Source organism: Streptomyces sp. NPDC048331, from assembly GCF_043201215.1.
Classification (GTDB): Bacteria; Actinomycetota; Actinomycetes; order Streptomycetales; family Streptomycetaceae; genus Streptomyces.
The window spans coordinates 403,094-422,436 of the sequence record NZ_JBICYT010000004.1 but is presented as its reverse complement, the minus strand read 5'-3'; the positions used below and the strand labels follow the sequence as shown (position 1 = coordinate 422,436).

Sequence of the window (19,343 nt, the reverse complement as noted above, 5' to 3'; positions counted from 1 at the left end):
TTTCCCGATCAGAGACCGGCGCGACCGGCGTTCACCGAAACACCGGTGATGCCCGTGACGAGACCGGGGACGTGGGAGACGATGCCCGTCGCGGCCTGAACGGTGCCGAGGGAGCCCACGAGGCCCACAACATTGTTGACATCGCTGGTCACGGCGCCGGCCAGGCCACCGGACACGCTGATGAGGCCGCCGGAAACGGCGTCCAGCTCGGTGTCGTCGATCTCACGGGTCTCGATGTCGTTACGCATGGCGCGCACCTTTCATTGGGGGGAGGAATTCATCGCCGCACGGTCGGTGACGCAAAACTCTGCCGCCGTTCCGGACTTCCGCGATGAGCAAGATGAAAGCACGCGAACGGGCCCCCTACCCAATCCCGTTGACTTCCCGTCACGGTTCCACGAGCGCCTCTGTCGACGGACGTGCAGCTTGATTCACCGAATAGTGGCGACTTCTTCACAGAATCGAGTAACACATGCGACCGACGCGCTGCTTACATGGAGCGAAGCGGGGTGAATCACCCTCAAAGCGACACGACATATCCGACGTATCGCTCTGCTGGGGAGGTCGGTTGTCGAGTTCGCGGATGCGATGTGCAGGTTTTCGCAGGACGCGAGGGGTGAGGGCCCCGTCACGCCCGGTGCGCGCGGGGGAGGGGTGGGCAGCGCCGAAGGGAAGACAAATGCGTCGACAGCGACCCTCGGCACCCGGCAGAGTGGCCGTCCGTGACGAGCAGTGAACTGTGGACCCGAGCGACCGCCGACCGTTACGACGCCGAGGAGGCCGAAACGTCCTCGGCCGCCGTTCTCGAACCGACTCTCACCTTCCTCGCCGCGCTCGCCGGAGACGGCCGGGCACTGGAGTTCGCCATCGGAACCGGGCGAGTGGGCGTCCCCCTCCGGGAACGCGGCGTGCCGGTGGTCGGCATCGAACTGTCCGAGCACATGGCGGCGGTGCTGCGGCGCAAGATCGACGAGAGCACGCTCCCGGTGACCATCGGGGACATGGCCACCACCGTCGTCCCGGGCGGGTTCACCCTCGTCTACCTCGTGTACAACACCATCACGAACCTGCTCACGCAGGACGAGCAGGTCGAGTGCTTCCGCAACGCCGCCCGTCATCTGGAGCCCGGCGGCCGATTCGTCATCGAGCTGGGAGTACCGCCGCTGCGGTTCCTGCCGCCCGGTCAGGTCGCGGTGCCCTTCGACGTCTCCGAGCGGCACGTCGGATTCGACACCTTCGACCTGGTGGAACAGATCCTCGTCTCGCACCACTTCACCCACGACGGCGGCAGCGACGGCGACGACGGCCGCTACCGCCGCGACACATCCCGGCACCGGTACGCCTGGCCGGCAGAGCTCGACCTGATGGCGCGGATCGCCGGGCTCGAGCTGGAACGTCGCGTCGAGGACTGGGACGGGGCCCCGTTCACCCAGGACTCCGCGAAGCACATCTCGGTCTGGCGCAAGCCGGTCTGAGGCCGACCACCGCGGGCCGTCGCCGTACGCGGAACCGTGGCGTGCCCCGGTCCGATCCGCACCGGCCCGGACCTGCCGCCGTCGTCGATCAGCTCTCGCGGGTCAGCGGTTGCCCGGCGAAGCTCACCCCGGCCAGGCCATGGGCCATGAGGTTGCGGATGTTGCCGTGATCGGTGTCGTCGGGCGTCGCCAGCACGCTGCGGTAGTGCTCGCCGAACGCCTGCAGGGCTTCCTGGTCGCTCAGTCCTTCCAGCAGGGCCAGTCCCAGCGTCTTGCAGGAACCCTCGTTCTCACCCGCGGCGTTCTCCAGTTCGCCGTTGCGGAACGCCTGCGGTCGGTACGCGTAGTGCGCGGTGATGAAGGCCAAGGTGTCGGCGAACTCGTGTTCACCCGACGCAAGGCTTGCCCGCAGCTGGTCCAGATCGGTCATGTCGGTTCCCTCGGGTCGAACGGACGATCCCATTGCCGTCCGTGATCGGGGGACGATAGCCCTTCGCGGCCGGCCGGTAGGAATCAGGCCACATGTCGGAACGGACGGCATCGATCCCTCCCCGCTCCGCAGCCCGACTCGACGGTGTGCCGTGGCGAGGTGTGCCGTGGTGTGCCGTGATGAGGCGGGGTCGGGCGGTGGCGTTGTCAGTGCCGGGCAGCATGATGACCTTCATGACCGAAAACAGTGACCTGCTCTCTCCCGCCGCCTACGCGGAGGCCGTGACCACCGCCGTGGCCGCCTCGGCCGCCTACTACGGCGACGGGAGCACCCCGCTCGGCGACGACGAGTACGACGGGCTGCTGCGTGCCATCGCGGCCTACGAGGAGGCCCACCCGGAGGAGGCGCTCGCCGAGTCGCCGACCGGAAAGGTGGCAGGCGGGGCGGTGCAGGGTGACGTCCCGCACTCGGTGCCGATGCTCTCCCTCGACAACGTCTTCGACGCCGACGAGCTCGCCGAGTGGGCCGCAGGTCTGGAACGGCGTCTCGGGCGCCCTGTCGCCGGGTGGTGTGTGGAGCCCAAGCTCGACGGCCTCGCGGTGGCCGCCCGGTACCGGGGTGGCCGCCTCGTCCAGGTCCTCACCCGCGGCGACGGGTCGGCCGGCGAGGACATCACCCACGCCGCCGATGCCGTCCTCGGCCTGCCGTCGGTGCTCACCGAGCCGATCGACATCGAGATGCGCGGCGAGGTGCTGCTGACGACCGCGCAGTTCGAGGAGGCCAACCGGATCCGACTCGCCCACGAGGCCATGCCCTTCGCGCACCCGCGCAGCGGCGCGGCCGGCACCCTGAGGGCCAAGGACCGCCCCTACCGCATCGAGTTGACCTTCTTCGCCTACAGCGCGATCGGTCCGGACGAACTCGGCCACGTCGCCCTGCTGGAGACCCTGGCCGCGCTCGGCGCGAACACCGCGGCGAGCACGGCCGCCGCCCCGATGCGATGCGAGACCGTGGAGCAGGTGCAGGAACGCATCGACGTGATCACCGGCCTGCGCGGGGACCTGCCGTTCGGGATCGACGGCGTCGTCGTCAAGGCCGACACGGCCGAGGACCAGCGGCAGGCCGGCAACGGCTCGCGGGCCCCGAGGTGGGCGGTGGCCCGGAAACTGGCGGCCGAACACAAGGTGACGCGCCTGCTGGCGGTGGAGTGGAACGTCGGCCGGACCGGGATCATCGCCCCGCGCGCCGTCCTGGAGCCCGTGATCATCGACGGGGTGACCGTCACCTACGCCACACTGCACAATCCGTCCGACATCACCCGTCGCGGGCTCATGATCGGCGACCAGGTGTTCGTGTACCGGGCCGGCGACGTCATCCCCCGGGTCGAGGCACCACTGGTGGACCGGCGCACCGGCGCCGAGAGCCCGATCGCCTTCCCCGAGACGTGCCCCCGCTGCGGCGACGCGATCGACACCGCCGAGCAGCGGTGGCGGTGCGTGCGCGGCCGGAGCTGTCAGGCGGTGGCCTCGGTGATCTACGCGGCCGGCCGGGACCAGCTCGACATCGAAGGTCTCGGCGGCACGCGTGCGATCCAACTGGTGGAGACCGGTCTGGTCCATGACATCGCCGACCTGTTCACGCTCACCCGCGAGCAGCTCCTCGGCCTGGAGAGAATGGGGGAGACCAGCGCCGCCAACCTCCTGGCCGCCATCGAGACCGCCCGCGGGGCCGTCCTGAGCCGCGTGTTCTGTGCTCTCGGCGTCCGCGGCACCGGCCGCACGATGTCCCGCCGGATCGCCGCGTACTTCGGCTCGATGGCCGCGATCAGGGCCGCCGACGCGGACACGCTGGCCGGGGTCGACGGCATCGGCACCGAGAAGGCCCGCGTCATCGCGGCGGAACTCGTCGAACTCGCCCCGCTCCTCGACAAGCTCCAGGCCCAGCGGGTCGGCACGCAGGTCACCGAGCCGCAGAAGCCCGCGATCGCCGCGGAGATCGACGGGGAAGACGGTGCGGACGCGGCGGGCGGCCCGCTGGCCGGACAGGCGGTCGTGGTGACCGGCGCCATGACCGGCCCCCTGGCGGTGTTGTCCCGGAACGAGATGAACGAGCTGATCGAGCGGGCCGGCGGAAAGGCGTCGTCGTCGGTGTCCAAGCGCACCACCCTCGTGGTGGCGGGCGAGAAGGCCGGGTCCAAGCGCGCCAAGGCCGAAGAACTGGGCATCCGCATCCTCGACCCCGAGGAGTTCGCCGTCCTCGTCGCCGATCTCCTCCCCCCCGACTAGGCCGTCCTTCCGGATCCTGCCCGGCCCGCCCGGCACGGCACCTCAGAGACGGCCTGGGCCGTCTCTTTCGGATCTTGTCGGTCGGGCCCGCGTTGTCCGGTGCCGTGCCTCTCCCCCAGCTCCCGCTGGGAGGGGCCCCCGGGCGGAGGGGCTCCCTTGTACCGGACGTACTGGGGTGCTCCGACAACGCCGCGAGGTGCGGTGCCGGGCGGCGCGGGCCCCGACAAGATCCGGAAGAGACGGCCTAAGGGCTGTCCCGTAATCCCCGGTGGATCAGCGCGCGGCGTCAGATGCGGTGCATCGCAAGGCGGAGGAGCGTCCCCATACTGGGCGTATTCGGGCGTTCCGACAACGCAGCGAGGTGCCGTATCTGTCGTCGTGCGCCCGCCGGGGATTACGGGACAGCCCTTAGAGGTGCAGGCCGTCCACGAGTTCGGTCAGCGCCGCCGCCAGGGTGGCGAGGCCCGGGCCGGCCGGGCCGCCCGGTTCGGACATGTAGGTGTCCCTGCGGATCTCGACCATCAGCGCGCCGACCCGCCGGTCCTTGCCGTAGTGCCGCAGCGGTACGTACGTACCCGCGAAGGGGCTGTCGAGCCCCGTGCCGCCGAAGCCCGCGAAGGCCTTCTCGGCCGCGGCGAGCAGGGCGGCCGGCGTGTGGAAGGGGTCCGTGCCCAGGCAGATCGGTGGCCGTGGGCCCGCGCCGTGCAGCTCGTACGGGAGGGGCTCCGTCGGGTACGAGTGCACATCGACGATCACGGCGCGGCCGACGGCCTCCAGCCGCTCCTCCACCGCCCGCGTCATCGCGTCCGCGTACGGGTGGAAGTAGCGGTCGACCAAGGGGCCGCCGTCGAAGCCGTCCGCCCGCAGGCGCTCCCGGTGGGTGGTGCGCGTGTACACCGCTCCCATGCCCACCGCCAGCATCTCCTCGCGCTCGTCGGGGAAGCGCTCCGGATCGATGACGAGACGGGACAGCCCGTTGACGAACCGCCACGGCGTGAGGGCGCATCCGGCGGCGGCCGCCGCCGCGATCTCCGCGGTGTGCGAGTCCGTGATGTGGTCCAGTTCCCGCTCGAGCGCCGCGTCGTCCAACACGATCCCGCCGCGCACGGACTCCGGTACGGCGCGCGAGGAGTGCGGTACGTGCAGGATCACCGGCGACGCGGCGGCGCCGGGAAGGAGCTGGAACGAATCCGGCCGGACGGAATCCGGCCGGAAGGACTCGACGGCGTGGTTCATGTGGATCCTCGGTAGAGGGCCGTGGGCGGGCGGGGCGCCCGCGAAAGCCTGACGGCCCCACGGTTACCCCATGTCGGACGCCGGTTCCATCGCTTTCTTGAGGTTGCGCAGGGTGGTGGCGATGTTCCTGCGCTGGAAATCGGCGAAGGTGTGTCCCCGTGTGGCGACCCGGTCGAAGGCATTGGCCACGAAGTCCGGCCACGAGCGGCGGTCATCCGTCCAGGTCTCGGTCACCCGGGTGCCCTCCGGGACCGGCTCGAAGCGGTACTCCCAGGTGGCGATGGGGCCGGGCACCCGCGGGCGCCGGACCCCGATGGCGTGCACCCGGAACCGGAACAGCCGGTCCTGTTCGAGTGCCGTCACCGTGCACCGGGTGGTCCACCGGAAGGCCCCACGCTTGTTACGCCCGTCGAACACCGTCCCGACGCGCGTCCGTCCGGCCTCGCCGTGCACGGTGGCACCGAGGTTCTCCGGGCTCCAGCCACCCATCCGGGCCGGATCTGACACGTGCCGGTAGACGTCGGCGGGACTGACGTGGACGACGATGCTGTCGGACACGGTGAACGTACGAGGCATGGCTCTCCCCTCCAGGCGGCCGACGCTACCGTGCCACCGCCCCCGTGGCTACCCATCGGTAACTCCGCGGGGGAGGAGGAACCGCTACTGCCAGTCGTCGTCGTAGGGCGGCGGAACCATCTCGTCCAGGTCGAACGGCGGCTCCTCCTCGGCCTCCCGCGCCGCCGGACGGCGCTCCGGTCCGGCCGACGACGGCGCCGGAGCGGCCGGAGCGGCCGGAGCGGCCGAAGCGGCGGGCGCGGCCGACGCGCCGGAGCCGTCCGAGGCGTCGGCCGAGGTCGCCGCCCCGCACTCCGTCAGCGTGGCGAGCACACCCTCGGCGTACTTGGCGAGCTTGGCCTCGCCGACGCCGCCGATCTCGCCCAGCTCCTCCGTCGTGGCCGGCACCCGCGTCGCGATCTCCCGCAGCGTCGCGTCGTGGAAGACGACGTACGCCGGTACGCCCTGCTCCCGCGCCGTCTCCGCCCGCCAGGCACGCAGAGCCAGGAAGACCGGTTCCGCCGAGGCCGGCAGGTCGACGGGCACGCGGGCGCCCTTGCCCGAGCGCGAGGCGGACTCCTTGCGGGCGGGACCGGCGGGCGCCTTCTCCTTCCGCATCGAGACGGTGCGGCGACCGCCCAGCACCTCGCCGCTGTCCTCCGTCAGCACCAGCGTCCCGTAGTCGCCCTCCACCGCCAGCAGCCGCTGCGCCAGCAGCTGGCGTACGACTCCCCGCCACTCCGCGGTGCCCAGGTCCGCCCCGACGCCGAACACCGAGAGCCCGTCGTGGTCGAACTGGATGACCTTGGCCGTCTTCTTGCCCTGGAGGATGTCGATGATCTGGCCGGCACCGAACTTCTGCCGCCGTTCCTTCGCCAGCCGCCACACCGTCGACAGCAGCTTCTGCGAGGCGACCGTCGCGTCCCAGGACTCGGCCGGCGTCAGGCACGTGTCGCAGTTGCCGCAGGGCGCGCCCACCTGCCCGAAGTACGCCAGCAGCCGCACCCGGCGGCACTCGACCGTCTCGCACAGCGCGAGCATGGCGTCCAGGTGCATGCCCAGCGAGCGGCGGTGCGTGTCGTCCCCGTCGGAACCCTCGATGAGCTTGCGCTGCTGCACCACGTCCTGCAGCCCGTACGCCAGCCACGCGGTGGCGGGCTCGCCGTCGCGGCCGGCCCTGCCGGTCTCCTGGTAGTAACCCTCGACCGACTTCGGCAGGTCGAGATGGGCCACGAAGCGCACGTCGGGCTTGTCGATGCCCATGCCGAAGGCGATGGTGGCCACCACCACGACCCCGTCCTCCCGCAGGAACCGCGCCTGGTTCGCCGCGCGCGCCCGGGCGTCCATGCCGGCGTGGTACGCCACGGCGTCGACGCCCTGCTCCACCAGGAAGGCCGCTGTCTTCTCCACCGAGGCCCGCGAGAGGCAGTAGACGACTCCGGCGTCACCGGCGTGCTCGCCGCGGATCAGCTCCAGCACCTGCTTGAGCGGGTTGTTCTTCGGGGCGATCCGGTACTGGATGTTCGGCCGGTCGAAGCTGGCGACGAAGTGCCGGGCCTCCTCCAGGCCGAGCCTCGCCACGATCTCGGCGTGGGTGGCCTCGGTGGCCGTCGCGGTCAGCGCGATCCGCGGCACCTTCGGCCAGCGCTCGTGCAGCATGGACAGGGCGAGGTAGTCGGGTCGGAAGTCGTGACCCCACTGGGCGACGCAGTGCGCCTCGTCGATCGCGAAGACGGACACCTTGCCCCGGTCGAGCAGCCGCTGGGCGCTCTCGGTGCGCAGCCGCTCGGGAGCCAGGTACAGCAGGTCCAGCTCGCCGGCGAGGAACGCCTGCTCGACGCTCTGCCGCTCGTACGTGTCCTGCGTCGAGTTGAGGAATCCGGCCCGCACCCCGAGGGCGGTCAGCGCGTTCACCTGGTCCTGCATCAGCGCGATGAGCGGCGAGATCACCACGCCCGTGCCTTCTCTGACCAGCGCCGGGATCTGGTAGCAGAGCGATTTGCCGCCACCGGTCGGCATCAGCACGAGGGCGTCACCGCCACCGACGACCTGCTCGATGATCTCCTGCTGCTCGCCGCGGAAGGAGCTGTATCCGAACACGCGGTGCAGTACCTGCAGAGCGTCGGAGGTCTCGATGGAAGCGTCGGGAAGTGCCATCCACGAAGCCTATCGACACCCACCGACACTCGACGCCGCCGAGTGACATCCCGGGATGCCGAAGAGGATCAAGACGCTGACCCCGGAAGCCGGACGGACCGACGTCGAGGGCCTGCGCGCGTACGACGCGGACGCCCTCGCGACGTGCGCGGCCGACGCGCGACAGCCGTGGTGGCGCCGCCAGGCCTGCGCGGAGGCGCCGGCCGGACGGGTCCCGGAGCGGCGCGTGGCCGAGTTGATCGCCCGCGTCCAGCCAGGGCACCCGCGGCCGTGAGGTCGCCGAGCGCGCCGAGGGCACCGTGGCGGAGCAGGCGGGAGATCGGCGAGGCCGGGCTGGACGCACTGGCCGCACGGCACTGGCTCCAAGCGGTGCCGGCCGAACTCGGCGGGGCCCGCCCCGAGGACCGCTCCACCGCTGTCCGCCTGCGCGACCGCGCCCGCGAGGACGTCATCGACGCCCTCGCGGACCCCGACCGGCAGGTCGCCTTCCGCGCCCAGCAGCTCCTGACCGACCCCGAACGGCTGCGCCGCCACCTCGCCGAGGTCACCGGCCTGGACGAGGAACTGCGCGCGGCGATCGTCCACGTGTACGGGCGGTGGTGCGAGGAGCGGAGCGATCCGCGATGGCGGATCGAAGCCCTGTGCACGGATCCGCCGCCGGCCGTCGACACGGCCGAGCAACTCCGGCGGGCCACGGCCGCGCTCACCGCCGCGGGCCTCGCCCCGAAGCCGCCCCTCTCCTGTGGCGAGGACAACGGGGTGGGGGACGGCACGTACCACGTGATCGGCTTCGACGACGGCGGGGCAGCTCGGTGGTCATCAGCACCCTCGGCCGGTTCATCGCCGGTGACGACGAGAGTCCACAGGTGCGCCGCGTCCTCGAAGCGGTCGGATTCCGCCGGCTCGACGAAGCCGTCCGCTCGATCCAGGTCACCGACCTCGGGGTGTACTACTTCGGCAGCCGCGGCCCGTTGGGCGTCGACATGCTCCTGTTCTACCGGCAGGACTGAGCGGCGCGCCGGCGGGGACGCACCCTGCCGGCACCGTCGCGTTCCGCCCTATGATCGTCACTCCGCGTACGAGGGGGGCTGGTATGGGGACGGGCGGGGCGGTATCGCAGCGGACGCAGGACGCGCGGCGGCAGGAGCGGTTACTGCGCGAGCAGTGGCACGCCGCCCGCCGGCAGGCCCTGCGGTGGGACGCGGTCGGCGAGGGGGAGCGGCGGGTCCTCGCCCAGCTGCTGGTACTGACCGCGCGCGGGTGGCGGCTGCTCGTCGACCGCCGATGGTCCGGGACACGGACCGCTGACGCGGACATGCTGCTGGTGGGGCCCGGCGGGGTCTTCGTCGTCGACGTCACGTGCGGCCGCGAGCCGGCCGACGGACACGCGGCCGGGCTGCTCGCCGCGACGAAGGCGGCCGAGAGCGCGGTGGCCTCCCTCGGCATGTCACCGGTGGCGGTCCAGCCGGTCATGGTGTTCCCCGGGCAGCGCCTCGACGGGAGCCTCGACCGGATCCGACTCCTGGGCGAACACGAGATCGGCCCCGTGCTGCTGTCGCAGCGGCACCGACTGCGCGTCGAGTCGGTCCGGGCGATCGCCGACCACCTGGAGCGGGTGTTCCCGGGCTACGTGGGGGCGGCGGTCGAGCAGCAGCAGCCGCTGCCGCGCGCGGCCGAACCCCACCGACCGGGCGCCCCGGACGGGCTGTTCGACCTGGAAGGGCTGCGTGACGCGGCCCTGGAAGGGGCGAGGCGCGCACCGATCGAGCAGTGGATGACCTTCCTCCACCCCGATCAGGTGGCACTGGTACGCCGCAACTGGTCGGGCCCGGCACGCATCAGCGGACCGGCGGGCACCGGAAAGACGGTCGTCGCCCTGCACCGTGCCGCCCACCTGGCCAGGCGGACCACCGGCCGCATCCTGTACGTCACCTTCGCCAACAACCTGCCCCGCGTGCAGAGCACCTTCCTCCAGGCCATGGCCCCGGCCGTCGCCGACCGGGTGGACTTCCGCAGCCTCCACTCCTGGGCACAGGAATTCCTTCAGGAGCGGGGCATACCCGTACGGCTGCACGGGGACAAGGCCGAGACCGCCTTCAGCCTCGCCTGGAAGAACGTCGGCCGCCGGAGCCGACTGGCCTCCCTCGACCCGGTCCCCACCTACTGGCACGAAGAGATCGACTACGTCATCAAGGGGCGCGGCCTCACCCGATTCGAGGAGTACGCGGCCGTCCCCAGGCGCCGGCGCCGGGCGAGCCTCCACCGGGCCCACCGGCAAGCGGTGTGGGAGCTGTACGAGGCCTACGAATCACTGCGCGGCGAGCGCGGCGTCCACGACTTCAACGACGTCCTCTCCCTCGCCCTGGCGGAAGCGACCCGCCGCCGCGAAGGACCTCCGTACGCGGCCGTCATCGTGGACGAGGTCCAGGACCTCACGCTCGTCGGCGTGCGCCTCCTGCACGCGCTCGTCGGGGACGTGCCCAACGGTCTGCTGCTCGTCGGTGACGGCCAGCAGACCGTGTACCCGGGCGGGTTCCGCCTCACCGACGCGGGCATCGACATCCGCGGCGACCGCGGACAGGTGCTGCGCACCAACTACCGCAACAGCGAACAGATCCTGGACGCGGCGCTCACCGTCGTCGCCGACGACGCCTTCGAGGACCTCGACGGCCTGCGCACCTCCGGACGCCGCGACGTCGATCTCACCTATCACGACGGGCACGTCGTACGCGTCACCCGGCCCACCGTGGACGCCCACGACCGGGACCTCCTGGACGCCCTGCGTGCCCTGCCCGACGGCGCCCTCGCCGACACCGCCCTGCTGTGCCCGTCCCTGCGTGCCCTGGGCCACCACCAGCGCCTGCTCACCCAGGCGGGCATCCCGGTCTGCCAGTTGGAGCACTACGACGGCCGTCCGGTCGACGCGGTGAAGCTGGGCACCTACCGCCGGGCCAAGGGCCTGGAGTTCAAGAACGTCTTCCTGCCCCGGTACGACGCCGTCCCCGGCCCCGGGACGCCGCCCGGTACGGCGGCCGGTACGGAGACGTCCGAGACGGCCCGGGAGCGTGCGGAACTGCTACGCAGCCGGCTCTTCGTGGCGATGACGCGCGCCCGTGACCTGCTGTGGCTCGGAAGCGTCACCAACGGGTAGGAGACCACCCCCGAGCCGGCGCTGCCAGGGTGTGACACGTCCTGGTAGGTCGGTCGCGGTCTGCCCAGACTCGGTCGGGCGGAGTCATCCGCTTCGAACGAGGACGAGGGCAGGTATGAGGAACGAAGCCAAGGTCGTGGCCATCACCGGAGCGAGCAGCGGGATCGGGGAGGCGACGGCCCGTCGGCTCGCCGCCGATGGCCACCGACTGTTCCTGGGAGCGCGACGCACCGAGCGACTCGACGCGCTCCGCCGGGAGATCGAGGAGGCGGGCGGTACCGCCGAGTTCCGGCGTCTGGACGTCACCGACGCCGCCGACGTACGGGCCTTCGTGGCCGCCGCCCTCGACCGGTACGGCCGGTTGGACGTGCTGGTCAACAACGCCGGGGTGATGCCGCTCTCGCCCCTCGACGCGCTGAAGGTCGGCGAGTGGGACCGGATGATCGACGTGAACGTGCGAGGCGTGCTCCACGGCATCGCCGCCGCCCTGCCCGTGATGCGCGCCCAGGGCGGCGGCCACTTCGTGAACGTCGCCTCCGTCGGCGCGTACGAGGTGTCGCCCACCGCGGCCGTCTACTGCGCCACCAAGTACGCCGTCCGCGCCATGTCCGAAGGGCTGCGCCAGGAGTCGGGCGGCTCCGTCCGGGTCACCCTGGTCTCCCCTGGCGTGACCGAGTCCGAGCTGGCCGAAGGGATCTCCGACCCCGCCGCGCGGGAGGCCATGAAGGCCTACCGGGCCGTCGCGCTGCCGGCATCCGCCATCGCCGGGGCCATCGCCTACGCGGTCGCCCAACCGGCCGAGGTCGACGTCAACGAGATCGTCGTACGTCCCACCGCGAGCGCGCAGTGACCGCCGCGCCGTACGAGGACCTGCTGCGCCGACTGCGGGTCCTGGAGGACAAGCAGGCGCTGCGCCGGCTGATGATCCGCGGCTGGCGGGCGCTCGACCGCAAGGACTGGCGGGCCTGGATCGAGTGCTGGGCCGAGGACGCGGTGCTGGAATTCGAGCCGTGGGGGGAGATCCACGGCAGGGACGCGGTCCGGGCGAAGGTGGAGCAGGCGGAGGCGCACTTCCCGAGCATGCAACACCACATCCTGAACATGGACTTCCAGGTGGAGGGGGACCGCGCCACGGGGGTCGGCTACATGTGGTTCGTGGCCGTGACGGGCAGCGGGCGGAACCCTGCGCCGTACTCCATGGGCGGCCCGTACGACTGGGACTACCGCCGGGCTCCCGACGGCGGCTGGCTCCTGACCCGCCAGCGGCTGGGCGTCTGGTGGACCGACGGGGAGGAGACCCCGCAGGGCTTCGGCTAGGGCCCGTCTTTCGGGTCATGCCGGGCTCGCGGCCGTCCCGGGCGCGGCCGGTCGGGGACCGTCCGGGGGTCGCGCGGTGTGTCTGCGCCGCCGGTGCGGGTGGAGTCCCCTTGAATGGCGCCGCATGACCTTCTCCGCACCGCACCAGCCGTCGGCACGCCCCGCGGCGCCGTACACCCGCCGTTCGATCCTCACGGGAGCCTTCGCCCTGGCCACCGCCGCGGCCCTGCCGGTCGCCGCGGCGGGGCGGGCGTACTCCGCCGCCACCCCGGACATCATCGGCTGCGCCGCCTGGGGTGCGCGGGCGGCGTCCGAACCCGTCGTCGTCCTGGACAACCGCCCGGAGCGGATCATCGTCCACCACACGGCGACGGCGAACGTGACGGACTACTCCAAGCAGCGCGCCGTCGCCCTCGCCCGCGCGATCCAGACCTACCACATGGACGCTCAGGGCTGGATCGACACCGGTCAGCACTTCACCGTCAGCCGCGGGGCCTTCGTGATGGAGGGGCGCCACAACAGCCTGGCCCAGCTGCGCGCCGGCACCGGCCAGGTGCGGGCGGCGCACTGCGTGGGCCAGAACACGGTGTCCATCGGCATCGAGAACGAGGGCACGTACACCTCGGAGGTCCCGCGGGCGGCGCAGTACGCGGCGCTGGCCGACCTGTGTGCCCACATCTGCGACCAGTACGGCCTGCCCGCGTCGGAGATCTACGGCCACCGCGACTTCAACGCCACCTCCTGCCCCGGCGACCGCCTCTACGCCCTGCTCCCGACCCTCCGCAAGGACGTCGCCGCCCGCCTCGGCGCGCCCGCGCCGGAGGAGGCCGCCGACCCCCTCGAGGACCTGGTCCGACAGGTCACCGGCCGGCCGTCCTCGTCGTACGGGGAATACCTCCCGGCCGGTCTCCTGCCCTGACGGTCCGCCGACCGCTCCTGCGGGCCGCGCGAGCGGCCTACAGCCGCCAGTACGTGCCGGTGTGGGAATCCACGTGCACCACGTGGCGGCCGACGCGCACCACGTGGTGGTCCGGGCCGGACCAGGAACCGAGGACGCCGTCGGCGTCGGGCAGCGGGGTCCAGATCTCCAGGAAGGTGCTGCCGTCCGCGTTGGTGCCCGTCTCCACGAGGTTCGCGCCGTCCCACCGGAGGGTGCCCGTGTCCTCACCGGGCTCGCCGGTGAGGTGGTGGAAGTGCGTCCGGGAGCCGTCGAAGGATGTCGTTCCGGCGAAGCCCCGGCTGTCGGCGTACCAGGATCCGGCCTGCAGCCACACCACCTCGCGGTCCTCGACGAGGGGTCCGCCGTCATGGCTGATGCCGCACCGCAGCCAGGCGCCGCGCTCGGGCACGGGCACGCCGGGGCCGTCCGGGACCTGCCCCGGGTGTCCCGGCTCAGGCGTGGTCATCGGCGGCGGCCTCGTCCAGGGCCAGCAGCGTCAGCGGTACGTTGCCACGGACGGCCTGGGAGTACGGGCAGACCGCGTCCGCCCGGTGCAGCAGGGGCTGGAGGTCCGCCGCACGCCACCCGGGCAGGCCGACGGTGAGCGTCACCGCGAGGCCGTAACCCGCGGGCGTGTCCGTGGTGCCGAGCTCGACCTCGCAGGCCACGCGGGCGGCGGAGGCGTCCGCCCCGAACTCGGCGGCGACCTCCGCGAGCGCGGAGGTGAAGCAGGCGGCGAAACCGGCCGCGAAGAGCTGCTCGGGGTTGGTGGTGCCGGGCACCTTCTTGCGCGGCGGGGCGAGACGGACGTCCAGGCGTCCGTCGTCCGTACGGACGGATCCGGTACGTCCCCCCGCGGCGTGCGCGGTCGTCCGGTACAGGCTGCGGGTGAGTGGCACGGTCATGCTGTTCGGCCCATCTTGCTCGACGAGGACGCTGCCCGGGTGCGGACAGCGGACGGCACTGCTCGTGCAGTACCTCGCGCGTCGTCGTGCGTAACCGGGTACGGCGCATCTCGTCCGGGGCCTTGGACCGGCCGCCGGACAATCTAGCAACGCCGACCGTGGTCCGGGGCGCCCCCCTCGGTGAACTACCTCACCCGGTTTTCCTAGACTCGCTCCGTGGACCCGATGCGATGTACGTACTGCGGTGGTGTCGGCCTGGAGCCGGGTTTCGTCGAGGACGCGGGGGAGGGGGCCCGAGGGTACGCCCGCTGGATCGCCGGTCCGCTGGAACGCGGGTTGTTCGGCGGCGCCAAACGGCTGGGCAAGCCCCGGCGGCGCATCGAGGCCTTCCGCTGCCCGCACTGCGGCCACCTTGAGCTCTTCGCCACCGAAACCGTCTGACGACCGGCCGCCGGGTGTGAGGGCCCGGCGCCGCCGGAGCGGGACGTGCCGTGCGCGCCCTTACATGCGCCCGCGCGCCTCCGCACGCCCCCGCGCGAGGGGATGACCGCGGGCCGCCGTCCCCTGACCATGGCCGTCACCACCACAGTCCGGAACAACGCACGCGCCACGGGGGAACGATGGGACGACGCTGGCTGGTCACGGGATGCTCCTCCGGCCTCGGGCACGCGCTGGCCACGGCCGCCGCCCGGGCCGGGGACGCGCTGGCGGTCACCGCCCGCAAGACCGCCGACCTGGAGGACCTCGCTGCCGCCTGGCCCGGTCGCATCGTCCCGATCCCGCTCGAACTGCGGGACGCCGCCTCCTGCGAGGAGGCCGTCCGTAGCGCCGCGGAGCGTCTCGGCGGCATCGACGTCCTCGTCAACAACGCGGGCATCGGACTGTTCGGCGCGGTGGAGGAGGTCTCGGACGCCGAGCTGCGCGACCAGTTGGAGACCCTGGTCGTGGGCCCCCTGGCGGCTCACCCGGCTCGTCCTGCCGCTGATGCGGTCCCAAGGCCACGGGCACGTCGTCAACATCTCGTCCGTCGTGGGTCGGATCGCCTTTCCGGGCCTGGCCGCGTACGTCGCCGGGAAACACGCCCTGGAAGGCATGAGCCAGGCGCTGGCCGTCGAGGCCGCCCCGCACAACATCCGCGTCACGGTGGTGGAGCCGGGGATGTTCGCCACGCGCTACGGCACCTCCATGACGGAGGCGCACCAGCGGATCCCGGCCTACGACGTGACCAACCGCGAGATGCTCGAAGGCGCCCGGGGTCTCGCGGAGAACCCGGAGACCGGGCGCCCCGAGGACTTCGCCGCGCGGGTCCTCGACATCGTCGCGGCCCAGGACCCCACACCCTGCGGATCCCGGTCGGCGACGACGCGTACGGCTACCTGGAGCTGGCCGAGCAGGCCTCCCGCGAGGAGTTCGCCGCGGCCCGGCTCCTCACGCAGGGACCGCCCCCGCCGTCGGTCTGACGGCGGGGGCGTGCGGCCCTGGACACTCCCGGGTCAGGGCGCGTGGTGCTGGATGCCCCGCTGCCCGGGTACCCGGGTCGACCGGGGCGCGGCCGAGCGGCGGTGGTCGCCTCGCTGTCGGCGGCCCGGGAACGGGTTGCGCCGCACGGTGGCGCTGGGAGCCGCGATCAGAAGGCCGACAAGCGCGAGGACCGCGAGGAGAATGAGCACGGTGACGAGGTTCATGGTCCTTCCTTTCGTCGAGTGTTGACTTCCTGTCACTACATCTTGTTACCGAATTCCGGGGAGTTAAACACAGAGGGTTACCTGGCCTGCCGTCAAGGACCGTACCCATGAGCCCGATTCCACAACATCAGCCGTGCGTAAGGGCATTCACGCGGAGTGGGACATACGCATGGCACGGCGGTGTCGCGGCCGTGCTCGGCATCGTGCTGCTCCTGCTGCTCGTGCTGACGGAGCTCACCTGGATGCCCGGAACCCTCTCCCGGAGCCGGTGCCGAGCCGTTCTGGCGAGCGATCCGCGCAGCGTGTTCGGGGTCTCGGGGGCGCTGTTCGTCAGCGCCGCGTACGCGGTCCGGTCGGCCGGCGAGCGGCGTGCCCGCGCTCCGGCGGCGCCGATCCCGTTGCCGCCGAGCCCGAGGCGGACCGGGTGCGCCGAGCCGGCCGCGGCCGCCGCGAGGATCGCGGTGCCTCGTCGCCGAGGCCGTTTCCGCCGGGGAACAGCCTTTCCAGGGGCTGTTCGCGCTCCAGCAGGGCGTCGAGCAGCAGGCCTAAGCCGTCGGCGCCGATCCCGGTGTCGACCAGATCGAGCGTGCGCAGGGCGGTGTTGCGGCGCAGCAGCGCGGTCGGTGTGCGGGCGCCGTCCACGAAGAACGGGTTGCGCGTGAGCCGGAGGGCGCGGACGGTCGTGTCGTCGCCGAGGGCCCCGACGAGGGAGCCCACCCCGTCGGGCCCGATCCGGTTGCCGTCGAGCAGGTGCCCGGCGTGCGCGGAGGCGGTGGCGGCCGGCAGCAGCCGGGCCGCGCCGGCCGGGCCGAGCCCCTGCTCGCACAGGTCGACGCGACCGTCGGCGCGCAGGGTGTCGAGCGGGAAGGTCTCGTCGGTCTCGACGGGCCGGTCCGCGGCGAGCCGGGCGAGCGGCGGGTCGAGGAGCGCCGGGTCGGCCGGCGGCAGATCGGGGTGCTCGATCGCGGGTCACCCAGGTCCGCCTCGATCGTGTCCCGCCAGGTGGACCGAGCGGTTCCGGACAGGTTTTCGAGCGCGCGACTGCGGTGAAGAGGGGCGGAAGCTCGGATTCTGCTTGGTGTCGCGGTGGCGACGGGTGGCGGCGGGTGGCCGATATTCGACCGTATGTTCCGGATTTGCGAAGCTCTGACACATCGCCGTCATCTCCGTACGCTACGGTAACTTGACTGTCCGTTATTCCCCGGACACCCCTTGAACCCCTCTGTCAACCACCGCCCTGGCACTCCCCTGCCCGCGGCGGACCGCCACGGAGAGCGACACACATGAGCACCGCCACCGCACACAGCCGAATAGAAGCCTTAGGCGTCCACCTTCCGGCGACCGTCCAGACCACTCCGCAACTCGCCGCCCTGGTCCCGGGGCTGGGGGAGGTGGACATCGAGAAGATCACCGGGATCACCGAGCGACGCGTGTACGACCCCGAACCGACCGCCGGCGAGGACTCGTTCGGGATGGCCCTGGCGGCCGCCCGGGACGCCCTGGAGTCCTCCCGCTACGAGGCCGCCGACCTCGACATCGTCATCTCCGCGTCGATCACCCGCTTCCAGGACGGCAGCCGCTTCACCTTCGAGCCGTCCTTCGCCGCGATGCTGGCCGGGGAGCTGGGCGCCCGCTGCGCCATCCACTTCGACGTCTCCAACGCCTGCGCCGGAATGATGACCGGCGTGTGGCTGCTCGACCGGATGATCCGCTCCGGTGCCGTGCGGCGCGGGCTGGTCGTCAGCGGCGAGCAGGCGACCCGCGTCGCCCAGACCGCCGCACGCGAGATGGCCGACTCCTACGACCCGCAGTTCGCCTCCCTCTCCGTCGGTGACTCGGCGGCCGCGGTCGTCCTGGACGTCTCCGTCGACGAGGCCGACCGCATCCACTACATCGAGCTCATGACCTGCTCCGAGTACTCCCACCTGTGCATGGGCATGCCCAGCGACCGGTCCCCGGGCATCTCCCTCTACACGGACAACAAGAAGATGCACGACCGCGACCGGCTCAAGCTGTGGCCGCGCTTCCACGGGGACTTCCTGGCCAAGCGGGGGCGGGCGTTCGCCGCCGAGGAGTTCGACCACGTCATCCAGCACCAGGTCGGCACGCGTTTCATCGACTACGTCAACCAGACGGCCGAGGTCGAGTTCGGCACCCCCATGCCCGATTCGCTCTCCGTCGTGGAGCGGTACGGAAACACCGCCACGACCTCGCACTTCCTGACGCTGTGCGAGCACCTCAGGGCGGGCGGCGCCCGTCCGGGGGCCAAGTACCTGCTGGTGCCTGCCGCCTCCGGCGTGGTCACCGGCGCCCTGTCCGCGACGCTCACGAACGTGGGGGTGTGAGCCATGGGCATGATCATCAGCGCGGCCGCGACCGCACTCCCCGACCGGTCCGCACCGGCCTCCGTCGTGGACCTCGCCGGCCGGGCCGCCCGCGGCGCCCTGGCACGCGCACAGGTGCCGGCTTCCTCGATCGGCACGCTCATCAACGTCGGCGTCTACCGGGAACACAACACCTTCGAACCGGCCATGGCGGCCCTGGTCCAGAAGGAGGTCGGCATCAACCTCGACTACATCGCCGACCCCGAACCGGCCGCGGGCTTCTCCTTCGACCTGATGAACGGGGCCTGCGGCGTGCTCAACGCCGTCCAGGTGGGCCAGGCCCTGCTGGACACGGGAAGCACCGAACGGCTGCTGATCACGGCCGCCGACGTCCATCCCGGCGGTGACGCGGACCACGACGCCGACTACCCGTACGCGGACCTGGCCGGCGCCCTCCTGCTGGAGCGCAGCGCCGACCCCGAGGCCGGGTTCGGCCCCGTCCGGCACTACACCGCGGACCGCCCCACCGACGTCGAGGGCTACCTCGACACCGCCACCATGGGCCGGCACGGGCGGACCACGATCACCGTCCGGCGCGAGCCCGATCACGCGGAGCGGCTCGGCGAGTTCGCGGCGCGGGCCGTCGCCGACTACGCCCGGGAGTTCGGCATCGATCTCGACGAGACGCTGGTGATCGGCCCGTCGACGACCACCGACGCGGGCGGGGCCCCAGGAGAGCCGCACACCGCGGCGCCGGTCCTCGGCTACCTCCGGGCGACGGACGGCGTACGCCACGACGACCACGACCAGTTCCTGTTCGTGTCGGTCGGCGCCGGTCCGAGCGCGGCGTGCGCCCTCTACCGGCCCGAGGGAAGGTGAGCCC

At 72.0% G+C, this 19,343-nt stretch carries 19 protein-coding genes, 2 pseudogenes and 1 riboswitch; of the genes and pseudogenes, 13 read left to right on the top strand and 8 right to left on the bottom strand.

Annotation, left to right across the window (positions count from 1 at the left end):
• Nucleotides 1-8: 8 nt before the first annotated feature.
• Nucleotides 9-248 (bottom strand): hypothetical protein, encoded by a 240-nt coding sequence (locus ACGFYY_RS09970; RefSeq protein WP_365274246.1) that lies wholly within the window; start codon nucleotides 246-248, stop codon nucleotides 9-11.
• 474 nt (nucleotides 249-722) lie between these two features.
• On the opposite strand from ACGFYY_RS09970, the gene ACGFYY_RS09965 reads away from it, so the two are divergent.
• Nucleotides 723-1,475 carry a class I SAM-dependent DNA methyltransferase gene (locus ACGFYY_RS09965; RefSeq protein WP_393707990.1) on the top strand — a complete coding sequence of 251 codons (753 nt, stop codon included), beginning with the start codon at nucleotides 723-725 and terminating at the stop codon, nucleotides 1,473-1,475.
• An 88-nt stretch (nucleotides 1,476-1,563) separates the two neighbouring features.
• On the opposite strand, the gene ACGFYY_RS09960 is transcribed toward ACGFYY_RS09965, so the two are convergent.
• Nucleotides 1,564-1,905, bottom strand: coding sequence for a HopJ type III effector protein (locus tag ACGFYY_RS09960; protein WP_365274240.1), 342 nt, complete (start codon nucleotides 1,903-1,905; stop codon nucleotides 1,564-1,566).
• A 224-nt stretch (nucleotides 1,906-2,129) separates the two neighbouring features.
• Between ACGFYY_RS09960 and ligA the strand changes: the two genes are divergently transcribed.
• Nucleotides 2,130-4,190 (top strand): NAD-dependent DNA ligase LigA, encoded by a 2,061-nt coding sequence (gene ligA / locus ACGFYY_RS09955; RefSeq protein ID WP_393708028.1) that lies wholly within the window; start codon nucleotides 2,130-2,132, stop codon nucleotides 4,188-4,190.
• A 408-nt stretch (nucleotides 4,191-4,598) separates the two neighbouring features.
• Here ligA and ACGFYY_RS09950 read toward each other — a convergent pair whose 3' ends face one another.
• From ACGFYY_RS09950 to recQ, 3 genes are all read right to left on the bottom strand, one after another.
• Complete coding sequence (locus ACGFYY_RS09950; protein ID WP_365274237.1) at nucleotides 4,599-5,426, bottom strand: N-formylglutamate amidohydrolase; 828 nt, start codon at nucleotides 5,424-5,426, stop codon at nucleotides 4,599-4,601.
• Between the two features lie 63 nt (nucleotides 5,427-5,489).
• A complete protein-coding gene (locus ACGFYY_RS09945; protein WP_365274234.1) occupies nucleotides 5,490-6,002 on the bottom strand; it encodes an SRPBCC family protein in 513 nt (170 codons plus the stop codon).
• A gap of 84 nt (nucleotides 6,003-6,086) precedes the next feature.
• The gene (gene recQ, locus ACGFYY_RS09940; RefSeq protein ID WP_393707986.1) at nucleotides 6,087-8,138 is read right to left on the bottom strand and encodes a DNA helicase RecQ; all 2,052 of its coding nucleotides are present in this window, start codon (nucleotides 8,136-8,138) and stop codon (nucleotides 6,087-6,089) included.
• Nucleotides 8,139-8,193: 55 nt separating this feature from the next.
• Between recQ and ACGFYY_RS09935 the strand changes: the two genes are divergently transcribed.
• The 6 genes from ACGFYY_RS09935 (at nucleotide 8,194) to ACGFYY_RS09910 (ending at nucleotide 13,525) form a co-directional block, all read left to right on the top strand.
• Nucleotides 8,194-8,412: a hypothetical protein gene (locus ACGFYY_RS09935; protein WP_393707984.1), complete on the top strand. Its 219-nt coding sequence runs from the start codon at nucleotides 8,194-8,196 to the stop codon at nucleotides 8,410-8,412.
• Nucleotides 8,413-8,950: 538 nt separating this feature from the next.
• On the top strand, nucleotides 8,951-9,148 hold the full coding sequence (locus tag ACGFYY_RS09930) for a hypothetical protein (protein ID WP_393707982.1): 198 nt from the start codon (nucleotides 8,951-8,953) through the stop codon (nucleotides 9,146-9,148).
• An 83-nt stretch (nucleotides 9,149-9,231) separates the two neighbouring features.
• A complete protein-coding gene (locus tag ACGFYY_RS09925; RefSeq protein ID WP_393707980.1) occupies nucleotides 9,232-11,289 on the top strand; it encodes a UvrD-helicase domain-containing protein in 2,058 nt (685 codons plus the stop codon).
• A 115-nt stretch (nucleotides 11,290-11,404) separates the two neighbouring features.
• Nucleotides 11,405-12,139 (top strand): SDR family oxidoreductase, encoded by a 735-nt coding sequence (locus tag ACGFYY_RS09920; RefSeq protein WP_393707978.1) that lies wholly within the window; start codon nucleotides 11,405-11,407, stop codon nucleotides 12,137-12,139.
• The gene (locus ACGFYY_RS09915; protein ID WP_393707976.1) at nucleotides 12,136-12,606 is read left to right on the top strand and encodes a nuclear transport factor 2 family protein; all 471 of its coding nucleotides are present in this window, start codon (nucleotides 12,136-12,138) and stop codon (nucleotides 12,604-12,606) included. The genes ACGFYY_RS09920 and ACGFYY_RS09915 overlap by 4 nt, the downstream gene beginning before the upstream one ends.
• A 124-nt stretch (nucleotides 12,607-12,730) precedes the next feature.
• Nucleotides 12,731-13,525, top strand: coding sequence for a peptidoglycan recognition family protein (locus ACGFYY_RS09910; protein ID WP_393707974.1), 795 nt, complete (start codon nucleotides 12,731-12,733; stop codon nucleotides 13,523-13,525).
• A gap of 37 nt (nucleotides 13,526-13,562) precedes the next feature.
• On the opposite strand, the gene ACGFYY_RS09905 is transcribed toward ACGFYY_RS09910, so the two are convergent.
• Both ACGFYY_RS09905 and ACGFYY_RS09900 read right to left on the bottom strand, forming a co-directional pair.
• Nucleotides 13,563-14,012: a hypothetical protein gene (locus ACGFYY_RS09905; protein WP_393707972.1), complete on the bottom strand. Its 450-nt coding sequence runs from the start codon at nucleotides 14,010-14,012 to the stop codon at nucleotides 13,563-13,565.
• Nucleotides 13,999-14,451, bottom strand: a complete 453-nt coding sequence (locus tag ACGFYY_RS09900) for an Ohr family peroxiredoxin (RefSeq protein ID WP_393707970.1) — start codon at nucleotides 14,449-14,451, stop codon at nucleotides 13,999-14,001. The genes ACGFYY_RS09905 and ACGFYY_RS09900 overlap by 14 nt, the downstream gene beginning before the upstream one ends.
• Before the next feature lie 75 nt (nucleotides 14,452-14,526).
• Nucleotides 14,527-14,589, bottom strand: a riboswitch (guanidine-III (ykkC-III) riboswitch).
• A gap of 87 nt (nucleotides 14,590-14,676) precedes the next feature.
• On the opposite strand from ACGFYY_RS09900, the gene ACGFYY_RS09895 reads away from it, so the two are divergent.
• From ACGFYY_RS09895 to ACGFYY_RS09885, 3 genes and pseudogenes are all read left to right on the top strand, one after another.
• Nucleotides 14,677-14,892, top strand: a complete 216-nt coding sequence (locus ACGFYY_RS09895; RefSeq protein ID WP_393708026.1) for a hypothetical protein — start codon at nucleotides 14,677-14,679, stop codon at nucleotides 14,890-14,892.
• A 179-nt stretch (nucleotides 14,893-15,071) separates the two neighbouring features.
• Nucleotides 15,072-15,395 (top strand): annotated as a pseudogene (locus tag ACGFYY_RS09890) (SDR family NAD(P)-dependent oxidoreductase); the annotation flags it as partial.
• A 40-nt stretch (nucleotides 15,396-15,435) separates the two neighbouring features.
• Entirely contained in the window at nucleotides 15,436-16,161 is a 726-nt protein-coding gene (locus ACGFYY_RS09885) for an SDR family NAD(P)-dependent oxidoreductase (protein ID WP_393707968.1), read from the top strand.
• Nucleotides 16,162-16,506: 345 nt separating this feature from the next.
• Here ACGFYY_RS09885 and ACGFYY_RS09880 read toward each other — a convergent pair.
• A pseudogene (locus tag ACGFYY_RS09880) lies at nucleotides 16,507-17,099 on the bottom strand (gala protein); the annotation flags it as partial.
• Between the two features lie 320 nt (nucleotides 17,100-17,419).
• On the opposite strand from ACGFYY_RS09880, the gene ACGFYY_RS09875 reads away from it, so the two are divergent.
• Entirely contained in the window at nucleotides 17,420-18,481 is a 1,062-nt protein-coding gene (locus ACGFYY_RS09875; RefSeq protein ID WP_393707966.1) for a 3-oxoacyl-ACP synthase III family protein, read from the top strand.
• Between the two features lie 3 nt (nucleotides 18,482-18,484).
• Nucleotides 18,485-19,339: a hypothetical protein gene (locus ACGFYY_RS09870; RefSeq protein WP_393707964.1), complete on the top strand. Its 855-nt coding sequence runs from the start codon at nucleotides 18,485-18,487 to the stop codon at nucleotides 19,337-19,339.
• Nucleotides 19,340-19,343: the final 4 nt, after the last annotated feature.